Origin of the sequence: Sorangium sp. So ce448 (assembly GCF_051520915.1) — a bacterium.
Lineage (GTDB): Bacteria > Myxococcota_A > Polyangia > Polyangiales > Polyangiaceae > Sorangium > Sorangium cellulosum_B.
The window spans coordinates 9,221,685-9,244,970 of record NZ_CP150343.1 but is presented as its reverse complement, the minus strand read 5'-3'; the positions used below and the strand labels follow the sequence as shown (position 1 = coordinate 9,244,970).

Sequence of the window (23,286 nt, the reverse complement as noted above, 5' to 3'; positions counted from 1 at the left end):
GGGGCGCATTGTGCAGAGACCATCCAGCCCACGCGGAGCGTCCGAGGAGCCGAGGCGCCCGACGCGCCGCGGCGCCGCGTTCCAGCTGGCGCCCTCGCTTCGCGCCCCAGGTGGAGCGTGGCGCGTGGAGCGTGGCCGGTGGCCCCGGACCGTGCCCGCGCGTCCCTCCACGGCGCCTCGCCGTGCGCACCACGTGGAATGACAAAGACGCTTCCATGACACATGTCATGGAACAGCCTCCGAGAAAAATCGCGGTCAGGTCAAAATCGTCACCACATCTCGTTGCAATTGTGCAATCTGAAATAGCGCGTTCATGCGCCCTAGCGGTCGAGGTTCATGTGAAGCTCTCCCGGTCTACCATGTTGATTCCGCTTCTTGGGTTGGGTGTTCTGGTGATGACCGGCGCCGCAGGGTGCTCCTGCAGCTCCGGGGCGGAGGGCGACGCGAGCGCGACGGCTGGAGCGAACGTCGGTGGAGCCGGCGGCGCGGGTGGGGGCGGCGAGGGCGGCGGGGGCGGCGAGGGCGGCGCGGGCGGCGCGGGCGGTGACGACGGGGGGATGATCGGCAACGGCTCCAGCGGCTCCAACACGGGTGGCAGCGGCCCCGTGACGCCCGATACGGCCTGTGTCGCCACGGTCGCCGAGGCCACGCTCACGAAGCGGCCGGTCGACATCGTGTTCGTCATCGACAACTCGCCCAGCATGGCGAACGAGATCATCAGCGTACAGAACAACATCAATGAGAGCTTCGCCTCGATCATCGGTGAGAGCGGTATCGATTACCGCGTCATCATGATCTCCGCGCACGGCGCTGCGGAGGTCGACGATTCCATCTGCGTCGGCGCCCCGCTCAGCACGGCGAGCTGCGCCCCGGTGCCGGAGGCGCCGGGGAACAACCCGCCCGTCTTCTACCATTACAGCCACGAGATCAGGAGCAACGACGCGCTCTGCGTGCTCCTCGGGAGCTACAACGGCGGCCTGCCCGACCAGCACGGGGTGGCGCCGTCCGGGTGGTCGGAGTGGGTGCGCGAGGACTCGTTCAAGGTGATCACCGTGATCACCGACGATCACGTGGGCTGCCAGTCGACGCACCTCCCGCGCAACATCTATATCGACGACACGCGGCAGCCCTGGGAGGACGTCGCCACGGACTTCGAGGAGCTGCTGTTCGGCCTGGACCCGGCGGTCTTCGGCGACGCGACAGCGCCCAACTACGTCTTTCACAGCATCGTCGGGCTCCACGAGAACACGACCGCCACGGACGCCTACGCGCCCGACGCGGACGTCGTCGAGGAGACGTGCGGCACCGCCGTGGCGCCGGGCACGGGCTACCAGACGCTCAGCAAGAGGACGGGCGGCCTCAGGTTCCCGCTCTGCCAGACGGACTCTTATGACGTGGTGTTCCAGGCGATCGCGGAGGGCGTCATCACGGGCGCGGTTGTCGCGTGCGAGTTCGAGGTGCCGGACTCGCCGCCGGGGGAGATCATCGACCTCTCGACCGTGGTCGTCCAGTACACGCCCGGCGACGGGAGCGAGCCGCAATCGTTCGGCCAGGTGGCGAGCGCGGCGGCGTGCACCCCGGGCTCCTTCTTCATCGAGAACGACATGATCACGCTCTGCCCCGACGCGTGCCGGCTGGTCCAGGACGACGCCATGGCGGCGGTCGACGTCCTCTACGGCTGCGATCCCGAACCGGCGCAGTGAGCTTGTCGGCCGGGCGGCGGCGCCGGTGAGCGCTGCCGCCGCCCGGGAGGGGCTCGAACGATCAGAGACAGCAGCGGAAGCCGATGTTTGGATCGGTGTTGTCGAGCCGGCGCGCAGACAGGCGCGCGTCGCACCTGGCCGCCTTGAGCGTGCCGCTCGCGTCGTCCGCTGCGTCCGGCTCGGAGGCCCGCGAGCCGCCGCGAACAAGGCAGTTGCCCTCCTCGTCGCAGGAGTTCTCCCACTCGGCCGTGTTGCCGCTCATGTGATAGAGGCCCGTCACGCCTCCCACGCACGCCGGGGCCGGCGTGTTGGGCTCGGGTTTCGTGGCGAACGAGCCGGTCGGATCGTCGACCTTGCATATCCGCTCATACGTGTGCCCATAGGGATACTCGTTCACTCCCTGGCCAGAGCACGCATTGTACCACTCGCTCTGCGCGGCGCTCGCCAGCTCGTCGGGGGAGCTCGCTCCACCGCCGATCCTGCCGCAAAGGTGCTTGCGCCTGTACGTGCAGTACGCATACGCGTCGCACCAGTCGACGTAGTTCATGGGCGCTCTCCCGTTGGTGAAGGGCCACCCGTCCGAGGGCTGGTAGCTGCTGTTCCCGGCGCACTCGGCCGGCAGGCCGGCGAGCACCGGGCTCGCCTGCAGGAAGCCGTTGTACTCCTGCTTCGTCACCTCGTACTGATCGATGCAGTAGTTCCCTCCGCCCGCCACGGGCGCGATCACCATCCCCTCGGGGCAGGCGCAGGTGCGGGTCGTGCTGTTGCAGGTCCCCGTCGCGCAGTCGGTGTCCTTCGCGCATCGCTGCCCCGCAGGGCAACGGGTCCCGCAGTCCATCCCGCCGCAGTCGAAGTCGGTCTCTTCGCCGTTCTTCACCCCGTCGCTGCAGCTCGCCTCCTGGCAGACCTGCTCGCGGCAGACGAACTCGCGGCAGTCGGTCGACACGGAGCACGCGCCGCCCGGCGCGCAGCCAGCGCAGAGCCCGCCGCAATCGACGCCGGTCTCCTGGCCGTTCTTCACGCCGTCGCTGCAGGCCGGCTCCAGACACTGGCCGTTCACGCAGCTCGACGACTCGCAATCCGAGCGCGTCGCGCAGCCCTTGCTGGTCTTGCACGGCGGGCACGCCGGGTTGTCGCCGCGCGGCGCGGCGCCGCCGCCGCAGTCGGTGTCCGTCTCGCCGCCGTCCTTCACGCCGTTGTCGCACCGCGCCGCCACGCACGTGCGCCCGGCGCCGCCGCTGCCCCCGCCGCCCTCCTCACACCGTCCTGAGAAGCAGTCCGTGGCCTTCGCGCACGCCTGATCGACCCGGCACGGCGTTGCGCAGGAGCCGCCGCAGTCGACGTCCGCCTCGTCGCTGTCCTTCACGTCGTTGGAACAGCTCGGCATGTCGGCGCCGCCCTGTCCGCCGGCGCCGCCCTGCCCGCCGGCGCCGCCCTGTCCACCGGCGCCGCCCTGCCCGCCGGCGCCGCCGCCCTGCCCGCCGGTGCCGCCGCCCTGGCCGCCGCCGGTCGTGACGCCGCCCGTGGGCAGGCCCCCCGTCGTGGCAGGCCGGTATCTGTCTTCGCTGCTGCACGAGACAGAGACAGCGAGGGCCACGAGGGGAATCAGAACGACGGACGACCTGAGCATGGAGATGCCTCCCTGTGTTCGAACACGAGGTCAGAGGTAGAGGCTCAGCTTACTTGCGACGTCTCCTGTCCCGCGCGACAAAAAGATGCTCCCGCGCGAAGGCGGGAATCACCGCCATGTGCGCTCCCGGACGCCGTGATGGCCTCTCCCCCTGGCCCCAGCGCGGCTGGCGCTTCAGGGCGCGTGGCCGTCGAGCCAGCCTTGCGCGAGCTCCAGGATCCGCGCGTTGTCGGGGACGTCGCGCAAGAAGCGCTCGCGCCAGACAGGATCGCCGATCCTCCCGGCCCGCACGAGCAGCCCGTTGCGGGCCAGGGCGATCGCGCCCTTGGCCTCGGCCATCTGGCCCGTCGCGGCCAGCGCCTCGGCGTGGACCAGGCGCACCAGCGGGCCCTCCTCGTCACGGCGGCCCGACTCGAGCAGGGACAGGGCCTGCGTCGTGGCGGCGAGCGCCTCGCCGGCGCGCCCGAGGTCGAGCAGCGCGCGCGCGCGCGCCGCGATGGCCGCGGGGAGCCGCTCCGGCACCCCCCGCGCGAGCGCCTCGGCCGCCTGCGCCTCCGCCTCGGCGAGCGCGGGCTCGCCCGCGAGGAGCAGGACGCGCGCGAGCTGGAGCCGGCTCTCGCACTCCCGCCGCCGGTCGCCGCGGCGCTCGAGCGCCTCGATCGAGCTCCGCAGGGCCGCCCTCGCCGCGTCGACCTCGCCGGCGTGGGCCAGCGCGAGGCCGAGGTTCTGCAGCGCGTTCGGGACCCGGTCGTCGAGCGCCATCCGCTCCGCCTCCTCGAGCCCGGCGCGCAGCACCCCCGCCGCCGCCTCGAAGTACCCGAACTGGACGTAGCAGAGGCCCATGTTCAGCCGCGCCCGGCACGCCTCGCGGCGATCGCCGATGTCCTCGAACGCGGCGAGCGCCGCGCCCATGCTCGCGATGCAGGCGCTCGGATCGCCGTTGTGCTGCCGGAGGAGCCCGTGCAGGTAGAGGAGCTTCGCCTCGATCATGAGATCCGCGGCCGACGCGTCCTCCGTCGCGCGCTCGACGGCGTCGATCAGCGCGTCGACGCACGCGTAGCGGCCGCCGAGCAGGAGCACGATCGCCCCCTCGAGCAGGCAGGCGTTCCTCGCGATGCGCGCGCCGTCGAGCGGCTCCGTGCCGAGGACGACCATCATCCAGCGCTCGACGCGCTCGTAGTGGCCCTGCTTGTGCCCCGCCCCCGCGAGCTGCGTGAACGCCGAGAACCACGCCACGGAGCCCGGCACGAGGTGCCGCGTCGCCTCTATCCCGCGCTGCTCCGCGAGGGCCGGCTCGCCGCGCCAGAGCAGCGCCTCGGCCTCGACGAGGCGGAGCGCGCCCACCGCGGCGGGATCCGGCCTGCAGGCGATGCCGCGCTCGGCGCAGGCGATCGCCTCGGCGAGGTCGTTGCCGCGGAGCGCGTTGTCGGCGGCGCGCAGGTACCACTCGGCGGCCTTCTCGGGCTCCTCGCCGCGCTCGAAGTGCTCGGCGAGCGCCCTCGGATCACCCTCGCCGGCCGCCTCGAGGAAGCTGCCCGCGAGCGCGTGGCCGATGCGGAGGTCGCGCGCCGTCAGCATGCCGTAGGCCGCCTCGCGGACGAGCGCGTGGCGGAAGCAGTACTCCGCGTCGTCCCGCGGCCGCCCCTCGCCCCGCCGCACGATCACCTCGCGCCGGAGCAGCTCCGCGAGGACCTGCGCGATGTCGGCGCTCCCGAGGAGCGCGGCGACCGCGCTCGACCTGAACGTCTCGCCGAAGATGCTCGCCGCCCTGAGGAGCCGCCGCGCCTCGGCGTCGAGCGTCTCCAGCCGCGCCTGCACCATGGCCACCACCGTCTCCGGCTGGCCCTCGCTGTTGCCCTCGGCGGCCGCGCGGATCTGCTCCTCGAGGAAGAACGCGTTGCCGTCGGCGCGCTCGACGAGCCTCCCCACGAGGTCGTGCCGCGCGTGCGCGCCCAGCGCCTCGCGCACGAGCCGCTCGCTCGCGCGGCGCGGGAGCGGCGTGAGGTGGAGCTCGTGGGCCAGCCGGCCCTCCCAGAGCTTCGGGAAGAGCCGGCGCACGTCGGGCCGCCCCAGCGCCAGCACGAGCAGCGGCATGTCCTTGAGCTGGCGCAGCGCCTCGTCGACCATCGTGACGGTGGGGAGGTCGCCCCACTGGAGATCCTCGAGCACGAGGAGCACGGGCCCCGCGCGGCACGCCGCCCGGAGGAAGTCCTCCCAGGCGTGGCGGAGCTGGTCGCCCATCAGCACGGCGTCGCGCCGCGCGAGCCGGAGCTGCACGTCGTGCTCGTCGGGGAACGGCGCGCCGACGAGCTCGCCGAGGAAGGCCGCGACGCGGGGCGCGTCGGTGCCCCCGTATTGCTCCACGCGGCTCCGGACCTTGCGCTGCCGCGCCTCGAGGGGCTCGCCGTCGGCGACGCCGAGGGCGTCCCGGAGCGCGCTCGCGAGCAGGCCGAAGGCCGCGCCGGCGCCCATGGGGTCGCCCTGGCCGATCCAGACCTCGATCCTGTCTCCCCGCTCGCGGAGCTTGCGGATGAGCTCCTTTCGCAGGCGCGATTTGCCCATCCCGGCCTCGGCCGTCACGAGCACCGCGCCCGCGGCGCCCTCGTCGATGCAGCGATCGACCTCGGCCACGAGCATGGCGAGCTCGCGCTCGCGGCCCACGTAGGTGGTCGGCTTGCCGAGCAGCTGCGCGGTCCGCTCGTCGCGCGCCCCGTGCAGGACGCGGCCCGCGGCGTCCTCGGTGACGTCGAACCGCATGCCGATGAGGCCCGCGGTCACCTCGTCGATGCGGACGCCCGCGGGGACGGCGCGGTCGTCGTGGGCGGCGAGCATCTGGAAGGCGCGGTCGATGAGCTCGCCGACGGGCACGCGCGCCGAGAGCTCCGCCCGGCCTGTGGCGAGCGCGACGGGCGCGCCGCCGAGCAGCTCCTGCAGCGCGAGCGCGCACCGGGCGGCCCGCGCCGCGAGGTCGGTCGGCGCGCCCGCGCCGGACAGCACGATGAGCGGCGAGCGGCCCTCGAGGAGCTCGAGCTCGCCGCGGTACTGCTCGGCCACGTCGTGCAGCTGCCAGAGCTCTGCCTGGCGCGGCTCCGCCGCGGCGCCTGCGTGGTCCTGGTGCGGCTCCGCCGCGGCGCTTGTGTTGATAGCGCGCTCGCGGGTGACCACGAGGCAGGTCACGCGTCGCTCGCCGGTCGTGAGCTCCACCGCGCGCGGCGGGAACGATCGGGGCCCGCCGACGCTGCTCTCGGGCGCGCCGATCGTGGCGAGCTCGGCCGCCACGGCGCCGCCGTCGGCCGGCCGATCCAGCGGGGATTTCGCCAGCATGCGGGCGATGAGATCGTCGAGCGCGGCGGGGGTGCCGGGCCGGAGGTCGCGCGCGCGGGGCGGCTCCTCGAGGAGGACCTTCATCAGCACGGCGAGCCCGGCGTTGCCCTGGAAGGCGGCGCGGCCGGTGAGGCAGCGGTAGAGGATGCAGCCGAGGGCGAACACGTCGGCGCGGGTGTCGACGCTGATCTCGCCGCGCGCCTGCTCGGGGGCCATGTATCCGGGCGTGCCCAGGACGAGGCCGGCGGCCGTGAGCGGCTCGTCGGTCACGGCGCGGGCGAGGCCGAAATCGATGAGGTGCACGCGCTCGAGCGAGCCGCCCTCGAGCAGCAGGTTGCTCGGCTTCAGGTCGCGGTGGACGAGGCCGAGCCTGTGGATGGCGCCGAGCGCCCTCGCGACGTGGAGGCCAAGCTCGAGGGTCTCCTCGAGGGTGAGGCCCTGGCGGGTGAGCCGGTCGGAGAGCGTCTCGCCGTCGAGCCACTGCATGGCGAGGAACGGCTGTCCCCACGCGGTGGCGCCGTGCGCGACGTAGCGCACGACGCCGGGCACCCGGGCGGCCGCGAGCATGTGGGCCTCGCGCGCGAAGCGGACGAGGTGCTGGGCGCTCTCGGTGGTCACGAGCTTGATCGCGACCGCCTCGCCGGTCTCCTGATCGCGGGCCCGGTAGACGGCCCCCATCCCGCCCGAGGCCGCGAGGCGCTCGATGCAGAACCGGCCGTCGATGATGTCACCTGCCTGCATCGCTCACCGAGGACCTGGACGAGGCGCCTCGCCGGCGGGCAGCCTGCCAGCGGGGTGAGCGCTGCGTCCAGCGCTCATTGGAGCGGGCGCGTCACGGCGAGCGGGCGTACGCCGCTATCCCAGCAGCCGCTTCCACTGCTCCGTGAGCCGCTGCGCCGAGACCGGGACCGCCGCCTTCAGCTCGGGCGCGAAGAGCGACACCCTGAGCTCCTCGATCAGCCAGCGGAACGACTCCAGCTCTTCCGCGGGCACCCCCTTGTCGCGCAGCCCCTGCTGGTGCTTGAGGTAGTCCTGCCAGAACGGCAGCACCTGCGCGGCCTTGCTCTGGTCCTTCTGCGGCCCGTTGGGCAGCCGCTCGAGCCGGATCTGCGCGGCGCGCAGGTACCGGGGCAGGTGCGCGAGCCGGTCGACCGGGGCGCGCGAGAAGAGCCCGACCGGCAGCAGGAAGTCGACCTGCGTGCGCACGTCGTCGAGCGCCGGCCGGGGCGCGCCCGGCTTGCCCGTCATCGACCGGAGCATCGCCTGCACGCGGTCGAGCTCGACGCCGATCTCCCGCGCCAGCCCCGCGAGCTTCCCGAGCACGCCCTGCAGCGACGCGCGGCCCTTGTCGAGGCGCGCCAGGAACGCGGCCTTCGTCCTCGGAAAGGCGCCGGGATCGCCGAGCTGGAACGCCTCGTCGAGCGCGCGCAGCGCGATCTGCCGGGCGAGGCCCGGCTCGCCCGGGGCCACCTTGGCACCGAGGCCGCTCACGGCCACGGCGCTCCGCAGCGGTTGCTCGAGCTGGCTCATCTTGCCCCCGAGCTGCAGCAAGAGGAGCCGCCGCAGCCCGGCGCGCGTCGCCTCGGCCGCCGCGGCCCTCGAGGCGAGCACGCGCACCGACACGGACGTCTCCCCGTCGATCAGCGCCGGGTAGCCGAACACCTTGTGGCGCCCGGCGTCGACCTGGACGCGCTCGGGCAGCGCCTCGACGCTGAACGACGTGAGCCCGTCCCGCTCCAGGCCCGCCTTGCCGACCCTCGCCCAGGCCTCGCGCGCCCGGCCGGACAGCCGCTCCTTGAGCTCGCGGAGCTCGCGCCCCTCGCCGATCACCCGGCCGTCCTCGTCGAGCACGCGGAAGTAGAAGCGCAGGTACGGCGGCAGATCCTGGGGCCGGAACGCGCCTTCGGGCACGCGCTCGGCGGTGCGGTCCTCGACCGCGCGCGCGAGCGTGGCCCGCAGCGGGCCCTGGAACGGCCGTAGCTCCGCCGCGATCTCCCGGGCGACCTCGCGGAGGGGGGCGAGCGGGACGAGCGCCTTGCGGAGCGACTTCGGCAGCGACTCGAGCAGCTGCGCGATCTTCTCGGCGTGCCAGCCGGGGATCATCCACTCGAGCTCGTCGGGATCGGCCTGCGGCAGGAGCACGAGCGGCAGCGAGAGGGAGATGCCGTCGTCGTCCTCGCCCGGATCGAAGCGGTAGGAGAGCGGCACGGCGGCGCCGTAGAGGTCGAGCGAATCGGGGAAGCGCTCGGGCGTGAGCTCCGCGGCCTCGTCGAGCAGGACGTCGGCGAGCGCCAGGTGGAGCGCCCGCGGGTCCTCCGCCTCGGCCTCCTTCCGCCACGCCTCGAACGTCTTGCCGTTGTAGACGCCCTCGGGGACGCGCCGGTCGAAGAAGAGCTCGAGCGCGTGCTCGTCGGCCAGCATCTCGCTCCTCCTCGCCTTGTCGCGCAGCCGGCTGACCTCCTCGAAGAGCCGCCGGTTCGCGTCCATGAACGGCGCGCGCGTCGCGTACTCCTGCCGGACCAGCGCGTGGACGAGGAAGATCTGGCGCGCGGACTTCGGGTCGATCGCCCCGAAGTCGACCCGTCGATCCCGCGCGATCGGCAGCCCGTACAGCGTCACCTGCTCCCGGGCCATCACGGCCGCCGGCTTGGCGGCCCAGTGCGGGTCGCTGTGGCTGCGCTTGCAGAGCGGCCCGGCCGCGGCCTCGATCCACGCGGGATCGAGGGCCGCCGCCATCCGGGCGAAGAGCTGCGACGTCTCGACCAGCTCGGCGGCCATGATCCACGCGGGCGGCTTCTTCGCGAGGCCCGACGACGGGTGGAGCTGGAAGCGCGTCTGCCGGGCGCCCAGGTACACCTTGTTCTCCTGGTTCCACATGCCGATGCGGCTGAGCAGGCCTGGCAGGAGCGCGCGGTGGATGGCGTCGCCCTTCGCGGGCGCCTCGTTCGGCGAGAACCCCATCTCCTTCGTGATCCGGCTGATCTGCCGGTGCACGTCGGCCCACTCGCGCATGCGGAGGTACGAGACGAAATGGTCGCGGCAGGCCTTCCTGAGCTGGTTCTGGGTCAGCCGGCCCTGCGCGTCCTGGTAGAAGCTCCACAGCTTCAGGAGCCCCACGAAATCGGAGGTCTCGTCCTTGAATTTGCGGTGCGCGTCGTCGGCCTGCTTCTGGGCGGCGAGCGGCCGCTCCCGGGGATCCTGCACGCCGAGCGCCGCGGCGATGATGAGCACCTCGGCGAGCGCCCCCTCGCTCTCGCCCCCGAGGACCATCCGGCCGAGCCGCGGGTCGAGCGGCAGCCGCGCGAGCTTCCTGCCGGTGTCCGTGAGCTCGCTCGCGTCGTCGAGCGCGCCGAGCTCCTCGAGGACCCGGTAGCCCTCGTCCACGGCGCGCTTCGACGGCGCGTCGAGGAAGGGGAAATCCTCGATGGCGCCGAGCCCGAGCGCCTTCATCTGGAGGATGACGCCCGAGAGGCCGACGCGCAGGATCTCCGGATCGGTGTACGCGGGCCGCCCCCTGTCGTCCTGCTCGTCGTAGAGCCGGAAGCACACGCCGCTCTGCACGCGGCCCGCGCGCCCCTTGCGCTGGTCGGCGCTCGCGCGGGATATGGCCTCGATCTGGAGCTGGGTGACGCCCGTGCGCGGGCTGTAGCGGTTGACGCGGGCGAGCCCGGAGTCGATGACGTACACGATGCCCGGGATGGTGAGCGACGTCTCCGCGACGTTGGTCGCGAGCACGATCCGCCGCCCCGGCAGGGACTGGAACACGCGCTGCTGGTCGCCCTGAGGGAGCCGCCCGTAGAGCGGCAGCAGCGTCGTGTGCGGCAGGCCGTGGCGCGTGAGCTCGGCCATGGTGTCGTGGATCTCCCGCTCTCCCGGGAGGAAGACGAGGATGTCCCCGCGCGGATCGATCGAGGTGATCTCCTCGACCGTGGCGGCGACGGCGTCGGCGACCTCGGCCTCTCCGCTCTCCGGGCGGCGGTGGATGACCTCCACCGGGTACGTGCGGCCGGAGACCTCGATGACCGGGGCGCCGTCGAAGTAGGCCGCGAACCTGTCGGTCTCGAGCGTCGCGGAGCTGACGATGACGCGGAGATCCGGGCGCCTCGGCAGCAGGCGCTTGAGGTAGCCGAGCAGGAAGTCGATGTTGAGGCTGCGCTCGTGGGCCTCGTCGATGATGAGCGTGTCGTAGCCCGAGAGCCGCGGATCGCCCTGGATCTCGGCGAGGACGATGCCGTCGGTCATGTACTTGACGTAGGTGGCCGGGCTCGTCCTGTCCGAGAAGCGGATCTTGTAGCCGACCTCCTTGCCGAGCTCGACGTTGAGCTCCTTGGCGACGCGGGCCGCGACGCTGGTGGCGGCGATGCGGCGCGGCTGCGTGACGCCGATCCGGGCGGAGAGGCCGCGGCCCATGGCCAGGCAGATCTTGGGGAGCTGCGTGGTCTTACCCGAGCCGGTCTCGCCCGCGACGATCACGACCTGGTGCGCCTCGATGGCCCGGGCGATGTCGCGCACCCGCGCCGAGATGGGCAGCTCCTCGGGAAAGCGGACCGGGCTCCTCCCGGACGGGGGCGGGGACGAGGTCCGGCCGCCGGGGGCGGGCGGCGCGGGGGGCTGCTCTTGCGGAACGCGGGGGGTCACGGTGGGGCGAGGGGGTAGCATCTCCCGCCGCGGGGCGCCGTCCGAAGCCGCTCGCTCGCCACGCGGCGCGCCGAACCGAAGCCGTGTCCCTCGCCCTTCGCGGCCGCTCCAGGCAGACACCGGCGAGGCAGCCGCGTTCGTGAGCTCAGACGTCAAGGCGGAAGGAGGAGCGGAGTGAAGTACCATCCACAATAGCCAGCCTGTTCATTTCGACTTCACCTCGACCCTCGATGGTCCGCGCCGAACTCGGCCGCGACGATGTGCCACCCGCTGCGCTCAGCGCGAGCTCGGCTTCGGACCGGGGCGAGGTTGACAAGCCGTAGCCGCAGGGACGCAATCCATGCCCTGAATCACAGTTGACGCCGCCCCTCCGCACACGCATCTGGAAAAACTTGGAGGATGAGCATGCGCCACAGGCAGAAACTGAAGGCGATCCCTGTTCTTATTCCTCTCGGTCTCACGGTATGGGCGTGCAACTACGACGTGGGCGAGTGCTATCTCAGGGGGACGGAAGGCACAGGGGCCGGAGAACCATACCCACCGGGGTCAGCAGCTACGGGGGACCGGTTCGGGAACGGTGACGACGTGGGGAGCGGCGCCACTGAGCAGATGGCAGGGTGCACGCCCGACAAGACATGCACAGACATGTTCGTGGATTGCCAGGAAATCGGCGGCAGGTGCATCACGGGATATCCAGGCTGCGACAAATGGCGCCATACATCGTGCAGGAGTTGCCTCGAAGCCTGCCAATCGGGTACACCATACCCGCCAGCGTGTAAATGCAGATCGTGCGGATTCAGATGATGAATGATCCGATACAGGGCGCAGTCTACGTTGCCATGGGCAGGGTTGCCGGAGCGGCTCTAGCGAAGGTGGCATCCCCCGTCGTGGTCGAGGATGACGAACTCCTCCTGGGGCCATCAAGAATCGATCTGAAACGTCATCGTGCTGCGCGCGTTAGATATTTGGGTGGAGAGCCGTCTGCCGATCTCAATGAAGATCTTGCGCGTTCTGATGGGCCGCCGGTCTGCGTGGCGCTTCCGCCGACACCAGGCGGCCTGATGAGCCTGTGCCGAATCTGCGCTTCCGTAGTCGCGCGAGGGCGCACAGTGTTTGTCGTTGATCTCAGCCCAGAGGCCGCCGGAGCATTCCCGCAAGGGCCCGGCCCAGGCAGGGCCATATCCCTCAATATCGCGGATGCTCTGCTACGCAAGCCGCCCGTGGTTCAATGGTCGAAGCTCGAGACAGCTCTCGCGGCGACGCTCTGGAAATTGTGGTGCCGTCGCTCGCCCGTCGCCTTTTCTAGGTTCTGTGCATCTGGGAGCATGTTCCACCCGCAGTTGGCCAACCTTGGGCGTTATCATGCCGGACTCTTTCCCCGACGGGCAGGTCATGGGCTATTACTATCGCGCTTTGACGAGCTCCTCCTGCGACAGCTATCGCAAGAATGGCTCTCGCCGGTTAAAGTTTTTGTCAACGCGATCAACGCTGAATCTGAGCTTGATGCATGGTTTTCATACACGGGGGATCTGTACGTGGCCAAACGGCTCAATGATTGGTATCGCCACACGCGAGGCCGTATCGTCGAACGTCGAAATGCGCATCATCCGAGACCTTCCGAGATGACGAGATGGTCCTTTCGCTGGCGTGCGGGGAGCGAGGCGATCCTCGAGGCGCTGCCGAGTGTGCAAGCGGCTCCGCCTGTGTCTATTGGAGGTGCTACCGCGTATGATCCTGACCGCGTATGGGCATGCCAATTTGATGCACGAGGCACACCTTACCTGAGCCGATTTGGCACCGTGTCGTCGGGCGACAGCCTGGAATAGGGCGTATCGTCGAGCGCGCGAGCCCCGGCAGGCGGCTCTCACCGCTGGCTCTATCTCGGTTCGATGAGCTGCTGTTCTCGTGTCTCGATAAACAGTGGTCAACGCCGGTGAACGTGTTTGTTCGACGTTCATCGGCTGGAGACGAGTTGCGTAAGTGGTTGACCCACACCGGCGATGTCTTCCTTGCCATGCGGCTGCGCCAGTGGGCCGGGCACCGTGGGGACAAGGCCGCCCTGGAGAGCGAACCCTGTCAGCCTGAAAACTTCATGAAAGAGGCCCGCTACAGATTGTCGGACGCCGGCGACGAAATCCAGCGAACTGGTCTTTCAGAAATTGGCCAAGGAGCACCGCTGCCGGCCTGGAACGTCGGTCGGCTCACCGAGCGCGGTGAGGAAGCGGGCGATGTTGCTCGGCTCGGTGATCATGGCGACGAGCTTCATCCTGCCCTTGCAGGCCGGGCACTCGAGGGCAAGGTGGACGGAGCCATCGGATTCGTTTGCGCATCTGCGGCTACGGAGGCCTCGGTTTGCCCGTCTCGGGTCTTCAAGGTGACTGTAGCTCGTGACATCGTTCTCCTCGTGCGCGACGGTCGAGGAGCTGACGGGTTATCGAACGGGCGCCCCGGCAGCGCTCAGCGCTCAGCGCTCAGCGCGGGGATCGGGAAGAATCGGTTGGGGGGCCGCGCGAGCCCCAGGTTCTCGCGCAGCGTTCGCCCTTCGTACTCACGCCGGAACAGGCCCCGGCGCTGGAGCTCGGGGACGACGGGATCGACGAAATCGTCGAGGCCGCCCGGCAAGTAGGGGAGATCGCGCGTTCGCGCCCGCTCTGGCCGGCGTTCGTGGGCGGGATCTCGGGGAGCGGCGCGTCCGGATCGAACCGCGATGCGTCGCAGCCGAGCGCGATCGAGAGCGAGGCGATGCTGCTGTCGAAGTGCACGAGGCTGTCGAGCCGCGCGCGCTTCTCCTGCGCCTCCTGGACGGTGTCCCCCACGACGACCGGCGCGCCCGGCAAGATCTTGAGTGTGTCGGGGTGCCGCCCCAGGCGCTCCAGCCTGCCCTTGACGTCGGCGTAGAGGCGTCGCGCGCCTTCCAGCGTGGATTGCGCCGCGAACACGACCTCTGCGGTCTCGGCCGCGAGCTGCCGGCCTGCTTCCGAGGCGCCCGCCTGCACGATCACCGGCCAGCCCTGGACCGGGCGCGCGATGTTCAGGGGACCGCGCACCGAGTAGTGCTTGCCCCGGTGATCCAGGACGTGCAGGCGCGCCGCGTTGCCGGCGGTCGCCCCGACCCAGGTTGGATTACACGCAGTCAGAAATATCTGACAGGGTGAAAATTTGCTGCCACCGTCCTTGTTCGCTCGCGCTGAACCCCTCCTCGCCCCGACGCCTCGCGAACCGGCGGCTGTCCGAACGATGCGCAACCGTACGATCGTTGCGCAACATCGCGTGATCGCTCCAGCCATCGAATCGCGCCATCCAGGTGATCACCTCGTCGTTCCCCCACGATGAGCGTCATGGCCGCCTGCTTGCAATGTCCTCGCGTCGAAGCGTCTGGAGCACGCGTCGTGTACGCGACTCCAGCGTCATGAGCCAAACAACGAGGACCACGACCCATGAACCGATCGCGCAAGAACCGGATGACTCCCACGATGCATCGGTACGCTCCGCCCGGCGCCCTTCTGCTCGCCGTCGGGCTCTTTCCCGCGTGCGCGACGCAAGGCGGACCCGATGCGTCCGACTCCGACACGCTCGGCGCCGGGCTCGCCTCGAGCGCGACGATGACCTGCTCGAAGCTGACCGTCCTCAAGGGGTCCACCGGAGGCCAGGGCGCTCAGGCCCTGGCGACGAAAGATCTGAGCGGCACGGCCGATACGTGGAGCAAGTATGTCGAGTTCAACCCCGGCAGCCAGGCTCAGTGCGAGTACGCCTTGCCGGCCGGCGCCTCGGACGCCGACGTCTCGGCGCTCAGCCTGTCGGTGAACTACCGAGGACCCGCGAAGGCCGATATGCTCTGGACCTTCGACGCCTGGGACTACAGCACCAGCACCTGGGTCAAGATCGGCGACAACGCGTTCGCTTCGTCCTGGGCCTGGAGCGCCGCCACCCTCGCGCTCCCGTCCCCGCACGCTCGGTTCGTGTCGGGCGGCAAGCTCAAGATCCGCTATGGAACCACGAGCACCGCCGACGCGTCCGACATCGACCTGCTGGTCCTCAACGCCACCCTCACCAGCGGGCCGCCGCCCGAGTGCGTCCCCGAGACCGACGCGCAGCTCTGCTCGCGGCTCGCCAGGAGCTGCGGCCCGCTCTCCGCCAATGACAGCTGCGGCAGCCCCCGCACCGTGGCGAGCTGTGGAACGTGCTCTGGCGCCCAGACGTGCGGCGGTGGCGGGTCGCCTGGCGTGTGCGGCGACGCCGGCTCCACCTCCGACCCCGACCCCGACCCCACCCCCAGCCCGGTGGCCGGGGCGTGCGGCGATCGCTCGAGCGGCAGGACCATCACCGTCGCGCCATCGGGCGGCGACCACAGGACGATCCAGGCCGGCCTCAACGCGGCGGCCGCGGGCGACACCGTCGTCGTCAAGGCGGGCACCTACAACGAGAAGGTCTCCTTCACGAGGAGCGGCACCGCTTCAGCCGGCTGCATCACCCTCAAGGGCGAGGCCGGCGCGATCCTCGACGGGACCGGCAAGAGCGGCGTCGGCATCGACATCTCCAGCAAGAACTACATCAAGGTCACCGGCATGACGGTGCAGAACTTCAAGGGCAGCGGCGACACGCCGATGGGCATCAGCGTGAGCGGCAGCTCGAGCTTCCTCGAGATCCGCAACAACCTCGTGCACCACATCGAGAGCTCCCAGGACGCGCACGGCATCGCCTTCTACGGGACGTCCGCGACGCCGATGACCGATCTCCTCATCGACGGGAACGAGATCCGGGACTGCAAGCTCGGCTCGAGCGAGGCGATGGTCCTCAACGGCAACGTCACCAAGTTCGTCGTCTCGCGCAACACGGTCCACGACAACGACAACATCGGCATCGACTTCATCGGCTTCGAGGGCACCGGCCCCTCGGGCTCGGACCAGGCGAGAGACGGCGTGTGCGTGGACAACATCGTCTACAACATCTCCTCGGCCGGAAACCCCGCGTACGACGGCGAGCGGTCGGCTGACGGCATCTACGTCGACGGCGGCAAGGACATCGTCATCGAGCGAAACAAGGTGGACTCGAGCGACATCGGCATCGAGATCGCCAGCGAGCACGCGGGCAGGACCACCAGCAACATCACCGTGCGGAACAACTTCGTGTCGCGGAGCTACCAGGGCAACATCATGATCGGCGGCTACGACACGAGCAGGGGCAACGCGGCGGACATCGCGGTGCTGAACAACACGCTCTACCAGGGCGCCGGCGGCGAGATCATCCTCCAGAACAACGCGAACGGCGTGCTCATCCAGAACAACATCCTCCGCGCCACGTCGGGCAAGGACTACGTGAGCAGCGGCAGCAACAACAGGAACGTGACCGTCGACAACAACATCTTCTTCGGCGCGAGCCGCAGCTCGGCGGGCGCCTTCTCCGACCCGCGCGCGAGGTTCGTCGACCCGCTCCTCGTCGGGCCCCCGTCGGACCTCCACCTGACCAGCGGCTCGCCTGCCGTCGACGCTGGCATCGATCTGGGCAGCCGGAGCGGCGCCACCGACATCGACGGCGGCGCGCGGACGAGCGGCGCGCGCATCGACATCGGCGCCGACGAGCGCTGAAGCCGCGCCGACTCCGCGAGGCGCGGGGTCACGCAGGCCGGGTCGGGCGCCCTCGCCAGCAGGGCACAGCGATATCCTGCCCTTGCAGGCCGGGCACTCGAGGGCATCGAGCGCCATACCGCATGTCCACTTGTACACCCAAAAGCTTCTCAGCCGGGGTCGCTGCCGACATGGGGCCTCCCGGCGCTCGGCAAGGGTGCCAGCGTCCTGCCCTGAGCTACCCCTTCGGCGCCCCGCGCAGAAGTCGACGAGCGCGACCGCTTCAAGGCGCCGGCGCCGCGTCCGCGAGGCCGTCGGCCGCCCGCCCGATCCGCTCCAAGATCTCGCCCACCTCCTCGTCGGAGATGTCGTGCTCGACCCCGGCGTACTCGCGCAGCTCCGCGGTGTACCCGGCGCGCCGCAGCTCGGCGATCGAGTCGCGCGCGCCTCGGGTCGGCACCGCCAGGTCGGAGGCGCCGTGGAAGGCCGTGACCGGCGGAAGCGTCGCCGGGCGCGGGCCCGAGCTCAGCGCCGCCGACGGGTAGAGCGACGGCGGGAGCAGACCGCTGATGGGGAAGGCGGCCGCCAGCGCCTCGGGGTGGGTGACCGCCAGGGCGAAGGTCATGATGCCGCCCTGTGAGAAGCCGGTGACGAGGGGCTTGCCGACAGTGGGGCGGGCGGCCACCAGGGCGGCGAGCGCAGCGGCGATCCGATCGGCTTCCCGCGTGACCACGGGGGCGGCGACGTCATCGCCGACCGAGTCGTACCAGATGTACATCCCGCCGCTCGGGTGGCCGTACGGGAGGATGAGCCGGGCGCGGCGGCGGTAGCGCCGGAGCAGCTGCTGGAAGTCCGCGGGGTCCCCGCCCATGGGGTGCAGCGCGACGATCATCGGCACCCGCTCGTCGGGTCGCGCCCCGCCCGTCATGTGCTCGAGGTAGCGCACGCCCGCGATTTCGCCCCGGGTGGTGCTCCCCGGCGCTCCCGCCGGCGGCGGAGGCGCGACCGGCCCCGCTGACGGCGTCTCCGACGACGGACGCGCGGCCGAAGGCCCCGCTGGGGGCGCCGGCGCCGGCTCGCGGCTGCACCCAGGCCCCGCCAGGAGGACCACGCCGATGGAGAGGAGCAGGCGCAAGCGAAGGGGATCGGCCAGCGGGTGGCGCATCGGTGCAACAGTACTCCGATCGCGGGAGCGACGCCGCGCGCAGCTCGACGCGCGGCCTCTTGCGTTCGTCCGCAGGTTCGACTGCGCTGCTGGGCTCCACTGGCGGGGTTCGTTCATGGGCAATGACCAACCTACGCGTCAAGTGCTCCATACGGGCCCCGCGCGGCGCAGAGCGCGCCAAGCTGCGGTCAGGGAGCGGGTTTCGCGTCGTTCCTCGGGAAAGCGCGCTGCGCCGGGCGCGCGAGGTGCTCTGCCTCGATCAGCGTCTTCAGCCGCCCCATCTCCTCGCGCACGTCCCTCGCCAGCCATTCACGCAGGAACGGCTCCATCACCCAGCGCCACGGCGCGAAGAAGCGGAAGCGCTCGGTATGCACCACGCGGGTGCCCACGGCGGTCTCGTCGAGATCGAAGCCGCCCTCGAAGGTGAGGAACAGGCAAGCGGGGAACGAGCGCAGGCTGCGATAGCGCACCCGGGTTCCGGGTCGTCACCGCCGCGGCCTGGGCGTGCGGCCTTTCTTCTCCAGCCGCTCCTTGTCGCGCCACGAGTCGAGGTAGCACTTCATCGCGCATCGGGCTCATTGTAACGGGGCGTGACAATCGACCAATCGTGGTTGGCGCGGATCCAGATGCGTATGCCCTCCAGGTAGCGCGCCAGGCTCCGGTCGATGGTTGCAGAGAACGTAGGCAGGTGCGTCACCAGCTCCAGGAAGTGCTCGACTTGAGCATCGTGGAGACCGACGGCGCGCGCGTACGCTGCTTCGAGATCGATGCGCTCTTCGTGCATGAGCACGATAACCAGATTGTGCACGTCGCGGTTGCTCGTCTCTTTGCGCAGCGAGTAAATGTCATTGGCAAAAGACGCGATGGCGTTGCCGGCGCGACGCACCTCCGTCACCAAGGGATGTTCCACGACCTCATCCGGCAAGAACAGGTCGCCGGCATACTCGATGAAGTCCCAGAACTCGTACATGGTGGACGTGTGCATGCGCATCCCCTCGAACACCGCGCGGCTGGGTACGCGGTCGAGCTGGCGATTTTGCGCTTCCCAGACACAGCCATCGATGTAGTTTTCGACGTGGCGGATGAGGCGCCGCCGCCAGAACCCAGGACAACTATCGCCGATACGTCGCCAGATGTCCGCCAACGCTTGGGCAAATGGCGCATGCCCAACGGCAGCCGTGGGCCCTCGCAGCACCCCGTACACATCGAACAGCAGCCTCGAGACAACCTTCGGTTCGGCGCCGTTCAGTGACGTGTTCTCGCACACATCATCGAAGAAGAAGAGCCAGCTGTAGTAGTCGCAAATCGCCCGAAGCCGCTCGAAATGTGCATCGGGGTAACAATGAGCGGCGAGCGCCGAATAGCTGCGCACCTTGTCGAGCGTTCGTGGCGATTCATCGGGGAGCAGGCCACACTTGCGAGTCCATTCGAGGCAATCGTGCGCGAGCTGTGCCGCCTGCGGGTGGGGCGGCGTGGCGGGAAAAGGACACTGTAAAGCTCTATGCACAGCTTCCTCCTCGACACGGATTGGAAGCTGCTTGGCCCGTGCGCTGGAACCGTTGGCGCTCCCACTCCGAGAAATGTTCATACCACGAACCGCTTCCGACCGCAGCAGGCGGCAGGCGCATTGAACGAATTACCATGCCGCCCAACGCTGAGGCAATCCTATGCAGGTTTCCGCGGAGCCGACGTCAGTGAACGACACCAGCAGGGTACAGCTGTACGGTAGGACGCCTCCCGCTTGATGCTAAATATCGGTAATCACAATATTTTTATTCGTGGAAGACCTGCCTGGCCGCATGAGGCGCGCTCTGTCAATGAGCTCTTACAGTCGGACTGCACGAGCCAGGAACGGCTCCGAGAATCTTGACTGGGCGTCGCCTGGGTCCGGCGGGAGGTCACCCATTTCGAGCGCGCCGTCCGCGCGTAGGTAAAAGAAGCCGGATCGCTGCGCGAAGAAGTGGGCGTTCAGCCCGGTGGCACAGCGTCTGCTCAGGCGCGCTGGCCAGCCGGGTGGGTCGAGATCAACGCGTCGGCGCCCGTCCTCGGGCTGGACCGCGTCGTCCTCCGGCAAGGCACCACGGCGGACGCGCCGGTGGTGCTGCTCGACGGGACGCCGCTCGCCGCCGGGGCGCGCGCCACGCAGGACCTCATCGGCGGACATGAGCTTGACCGCCGACGCGGCGGGCAAGGTGCTGCTCGGCAGGTGCCCGTTCTCCGCGACCGGGGGCATCACCCACACGAACAACCACTCGAACGGGGTCGTCCTCGTCCGCGTGCAGTCGGGCGACCGGGTGGGATACGGGTTCATCGAGGCGACGGACTTCAACCTCGAGTACTGGCGCGGGCGCACGGCGCTCGGCCGGCACGAGCTCCGCGTCGCGCTGCGGAAGCAGGGCATCGACGTCCGCTCAGTCGACGAACACGCTCCGTGACGCGCTCGATCAGCGCGCGGAGCTTCGCGATGCCGGCGCGCAGGTGAAAGAAGCTCGACGCTCCTGCACCGGGGCCTCGCCGCGCTCATGGACGAGACCGTGTCTCAGGATCGCGTCAGAGGGTCGTGATCGTCACGTCGTCGAAGCGCACGTCGCTCATCGCCCACGAGAACAGGGCGACCGAACCCCACGCGTACGTCGCCTCGCTCGCCACCGCCAGCACCACCTGATCATTGACCTTGATACGGTGCGTCGTCCCCTCGCGCTCGACCCGCACCGTCATCCATGTGTTCTGCGGCGGCACATAGCTCGTGTTGACCGCGAGCTCGGTGAAGACGCCGTTGTCCACCCGGACCAGGCGCGCGACGCTCAAGCTCGCGTCGAACATCACCCGGTAGTAGCTCGAGCCGGTGTCGTTGATGGCGTACATGAGGCCGAAGCCGTCGGGGTCGCCCGCGTAGATCTTCGCCGAGAGCGCTCCCTGCCCGAAGGCCGTGCGGGGCGCGACGAGGTAGGTCCCGCGCATGTCGACAGCTCCGTCGGCCGCGGTCTGGGGGTAATCGAACGCGCCGCCCGTCTCGGTCGCCGCTCCGCCTGCCCCCCGCCAGTTCGACGAGCTGCCGGTGATGCCCTCGTTGATCGCGGTCCACACGCTCGGCGCGATGCCTTGATCGAACGTCTCTCTGAAGGGGATGGTGCCCAGCTTGGCCACGTTGACCGAGCTCAGGTCCACGGTGACGACGGAGCCGGCCGCCTTCCCGCATGAGGTGGTCTTGATCTCCTCCCAGAGGAGGTAATCGTTGGAGACCCAGGTGTGCCGCACCGACTGCAGGTTGACGTTCTCCACCGGGTAAAGCGACTGATCCTGGAGGCTCGCCGAGTAGATACCCTCGTATTCCTCCGTGAGCGTGCTCTTGGCGAGGTTGGGCAGGCCGTAGAGGCCGCCCCACGTGTCGTTGTGGAGGTCCTCCCATTTCTTGTAAGAATGCCCGCTCACCGAGGCCAGCTTGTATTGCCAGCCGAAGATCGAGCCCGAGGAGAAATCGATCACGTCGAAGTCGTTCAAGGACTGAGAGGCCTGCTCGCTCACATCGAAGCTGAAGCTCGTGGACGGCCCATCGACGCCCACGCCCGCGCCGACCGAGAACCCGTTCGACGTGGTGAACGTCGAGGACTCGTTGGCCGAGTGGGGCCTGTGGGCGTAGGGCGAGAGCCCCCCCGACAGGGGGCGAATCGAGTGCTGGAGGGTCTCCTGGAAGTAGCCGCGGTTGTTCCCCGAGTTCCACTTGAGCCCGCCGGGGTTGTACTGGGTGCCATTGCCCGCGATGACGACGTATTTGCCCTCCGGCGCGTTGGAGGCGAGGAGCGTCACCGTGAAGTTGCGGTCGATGACCGAGCGCTGGCCGTCGTCGCCGCACTCCCACTTGATGGAGGGGGACGTCACGTTGTACGAGCGGTAGGTGCCCTCGGGCATAGGCTCGGTCACGATCTGGGCGAGCGCGTGGGCGTTGTGGTCCGCGAGCAGGCCCTTGATCTCGGCGAGGAGCTCGCCCCGGGCAGGTAGCGCCGTCTGCGCGACCTCGGACCTCGAGGCGATCCGGGGCTTTGCGTCGATGGTGATGGGCTCGGCCTCGGGCGCCGCGTCGAACAGCGCGTCGAGCTCGGCCTCGCTCCTTTCGAGCCTCTTTCCGAGCTCGGCCCGCTCGTCCGTCGTCATCCGGGTGTACCTCGCCTTCGCGGAGGCCGGCAAGCGCACCGAGCTGTGCTCCTCGGTCTCCTCGCCGGTGACGTCGCCAAAGACGCGCACGTCGAAGCGCTGGCCGCCCGGGCTGGGCGCCGCGTAGACGACTTGCGCGGACATCCCGATGCCCAGCGCCAGCGCGACCTTCTCGGCGTCGCGCGCGTTCTCGAGGATCACAGGCACCCCCGCGAGGCGCGCTGCCCGGAGCACGGACGCGTAGGAGCGGATGTCGTCGGCGCTCGCGGCCTCGGCGTCGATGAGCACGGCGGACGCCTCTGCCACGCGGCTCGCGGGGCTCGGATCCGCGAGGAGGTCCGCCCGGAACCTCGAAGGCGCGCCGTCCATGAGCTCCGCGAGCAGAGGGGCCTTTTCGCGTTGAATGGACGTGAGAGCGACGACAGGGCCCGTCGTGGCAGCGGCGGGCTTCGCGTCCGGGTCGCTGGGCTCCTCGGCGCCCGGCTCGTGGTCAATGAAAGGATCCGCCTGGGTCTCCGGGGCAAGGTCCCCGCAGCCCGTGACGGCCAGGAGGGTGAGGGCCAGGGGAGAGAGGCGAGCCAGAAAGGTGAATTGTCGCATGGGGGTCCTCCCAGAACATTCGTTGCAGGGTGAGGTCGGACGCGCGGGCGGTGGGGGCGCCGATGCCCCTCGCTCCACGCGCCTCAACCCTTTTCCGTAAACGGAGAGGAAGACCCGACACGGGCTCGGTCGATTTCTGGATCGACCGAGCCCGCGCGCTCCGAGCCCTGCGGCTGGCCACGGAGGCTCGATCGCGATGGCATCCTGGGGGATGACCTCCCCGACGCCGGCGTCCTGGCGCCAGGCGAAGCGCAGCCACCCCCGGGGCACTGCCGGGCCGCCGCGGCGGCCGAGGCGGGGCGGGCGTTCGACGGGGGGCGGGCGGTCGACACGGGGCCGCCGGCCCCGCCGGGGGCGACGGACGCGGGCCCCTGGGACGCGACCAGCGTGACGAGCGTCAGCGGGGGCTGCTCGGCCGGGGCGCTGTCCGGATCGGTGCGCGGCGCGCTCGGCCGGGAGGACGGCAGCGGCGAGGGGTCCACCGCCGAATTCACGCGCCTGCGTCGGGCG

12 protein-coding genes and 1 pseudogene are annotated in these 23,286 nt (G+C 70.1%); 4 read left to right on the top strand and 9 right to left on the bottom strand.

Translation table 11 applies throughout. The features are described 5' to 3' along the window. Positions 1-395: 395 nt before the first annotated feature. Positions 396-1,703, top strand: a complete 1,308-nt coding sequence (locus WMF45_RS35060) for a hypothetical protein (RefSeq protein ID WP_437709773.1) — start codon at positions 396-398, stop codon at positions 1,701-1,703. A gap of 61 nt (positions 1,704-1,764) precedes the next feature. Here WMF45_RS35060 and WMF45_RS35055 read toward each other — a convergent pair whose 3' ends face one another. From WMF45_RS35055 to hrpA, 3 genes are all read right to left on the bottom strand, one after another. After that, entirely contained in the window at positions 1,765-3,333 is a 1,569-nt protein-coding gene (locus WMF45_RS35055; protein WP_437709771.1) for a formylglycine-generating enzyme family protein, read from the bottom strand. Positions 3,334-3,507: 174 nt separating this feature from the next. Continuing rightward, the gene (locus tag WMF45_RS35050) at positions 3,508-7,398 is read right to left on the bottom strand and encodes a serine/threonine-protein kinase (protein ID WP_437709769.1); all 3,891 of its coding nucleotides are present in this window, start codon (positions 7,396-7,398) and stop codon (positions 3,508-3,510) included. A 114-nt stretch (positions 7,399-7,512) separates the two neighbouring features. Next, positions 7,513-11,295: an ATP-dependent RNA helicase HrpA gene (hrpA, locus tag WMF45_RS35045; protein ID WP_437709767.1), complete on the bottom strand. Its 3,783-nt coding sequence runs from the start codon at positions 11,293-11,295 to the stop codon at positions 7,513-7,515. Positions 11,296-12,074: 779 nt separating this feature from the next. Here hrpA and WMF45_RS35040 point away from each other — a divergent pair. Further along, complete coding sequence (locus WMF45_RS35040) at positions 12,075-13,121, top strand: hypothetical protein (protein WP_437709765.1); 1,047 nt, start codon at positions 12,075-12,077, stop codon at positions 13,119-13,121. Positions 13,122-13,752: 631 nt separating this feature from the next. Here WMF45_RS35040 and WMF45_RS35035 read toward each other — a convergent pair. Beyond that, a pseudogene (locus WMF45_RS35035) lies at positions 13,753-14,384 on the bottom strand (LLM class flavin-dependent oxidoreductase); the annotation flags it as partial. Between the two features lie 348 nt (positions 14,385-14,732). On the opposite strand from WMF45_RS35035, the gene WMF45_RS35030 reads away from it, so the two are divergent. Beyond that, positions 14,733-16,880 carry a right-handed parallel beta-helix repeat-containing protein gene (locus tag WMF45_RS35030; RefSeq protein ID WP_437709764.1) on the top strand — a complete coding sequence of 716 codons (2,148 nt, stop codon included), beginning with the start codon at positions 14,733-14,735 and terminating at the stop codon, positions 16,878-16,880. A 262-nt stretch (positions 16,881-17,142) separates the two neighbouring features. Here WMF45_RS35030 and WMF45_RS35025 read toward each other — a convergent pair whose 3' ends face one another. The 4 genes from WMF45_RS35025 to WMF45_RS35010 all read right to left on the bottom strand — a co-directional run bounded on the left by WMF45_RS35025 (position 17,143) and on the right by WMF45_RS35010 (position 20,178). Then, entirely contained in the window at positions 17,143-18,024 is an 882-nt protein-coding gene (locus WMF45_RS35025; RefSeq protein WP_437709762.1) for an alpha/beta hydrolase, read from the bottom strand. Positions 18,025-18,212: 188 nt separating this feature from the next. Beyond that, positions 18,213-18,494 (bottom strand): SRPBCC family protein, encoded by a 282-nt coding sequence (locus WMF45_RS35020; RefSeq protein WP_437709760.1) that lies wholly within the window; start codon positions 18,492-18,494, stop codon positions 18,213-18,215. A gap of 89 nt (positions 18,495-18,583) precedes the next feature. After that, entirely contained in the window at positions 18,584-19,531 is a 948-nt protein-coding gene (locus WMF45_RS35015) for a terpene synthase family protein (protein WP_437709758.1), read from the bottom strand. Between the two features lie 485 nt (positions 19,532-20,016). Further along, positions 20,017-20,178 carry a hypothetical protein gene (locus WMF45_RS35010; RefSeq protein WP_437709756.1) on the bottom strand — a complete coding sequence of 54 codons (162 nt, stop codon included), beginning with the start codon at positions 20,176-20,178 and terminating at the stop codon, positions 20,017-20,019. 8 nt (positions 20,179-20,186) lie between these two features. On the opposite strand from WMF45_RS35010, the gene WMF45_RS35005 reads away from it, so the two are divergent. Further along, on the top strand, positions 20,187-20,459 hold the full coding sequence (locus WMF45_RS35005) for a hypothetical protein (RefSeq protein WP_437709754.1): 273 nt from the start codon (positions 20,187-20,189) through the stop codon (positions 20,457-20,459). A 115-nt stretch (positions 20,460-20,574) separates the two neighbouring features. Here the strand turns inward: WMF45_RS35005 and WMF45_RS35000 are convergent, their stop codons facing one another. After that, positions 20,575-22,776, bottom strand: a complete 2,202-nt coding sequence (locus tag WMF45_RS35000) for a hypothetical protein (protein ID WP_437709752.1) — start codon at positions 22,774-22,776, stop codon at positions 20,575-20,577. Positions 22,777-23,286 lie beyond the last annotated feature (510 nt).

Bases quoted from the DNA above. Each gene is read 5' to 3' on its own strand.
- WMF45_RS35050 (WP_437709769.1), bottom strand. From the start codon at position 7,398: ATGCAGGCAGGTGACATCATCGACGGCCGGTTCTGCATCGAGCGCCTC.
- WMF45_RS35000 (WP_437709752.1), bottom strand. From the start codon at position 22,776: ATGCGACAATTCACCTTTCTGGCTCGCCTCTCTCCCCTGGCCCTCACC.
- WMF45_RS35005 (WP_437709754.1), top strand. From the start codon at position 20,187: ATGAGCTTGACCGCCGACGCGGCGGGCAAGGTGCTGCTCGGCAGGTGC.
- WMF45_RS35025 (WP_437709762.1), bottom strand. From the start codon at position 18,024: ATGCGCCACCCGCTGGCCGATCCCCTTCGCTTGCGCCTGCTCCTCTCC.
- WMF45_RS35040 (WP_437709765.1), top strand. From the start codon at position 12,075: ATGCAGATCGTGCGGATTCAGATGATGAATGATCCGATACAGGGCGCA.
- WMF45_RS35030 (WP_437709764.1), top strand. From the start codon at position 14,733: ATGAACCGATCGCGCAAGAACCGGATGACTCCCACGATGCATCGGTAC.
- WMF45_RS35010 (WP_437709756.1), bottom strand. From the start codon at position 20,178: ATGAGGTCCTGCGTGGCGCGCGCCCCGGCGGCGAGCGGCGTCCCGTCG.
- WMF45_RS35055 (WP_437709771.1), bottom strand. From the start codon at position 3,333: ATGCTCAGGTCGTCCGTCGTTCTGATTCCCCTCGTGGCCCTCGCTGTC.
- WMF45_RS35060 (WP_437709773.1), top strand. From the start codon at position 396: ATGACCGGCGCCGCAGGGTGCTCCTGCAGCTCCGGGGCGGAGGGCGAC.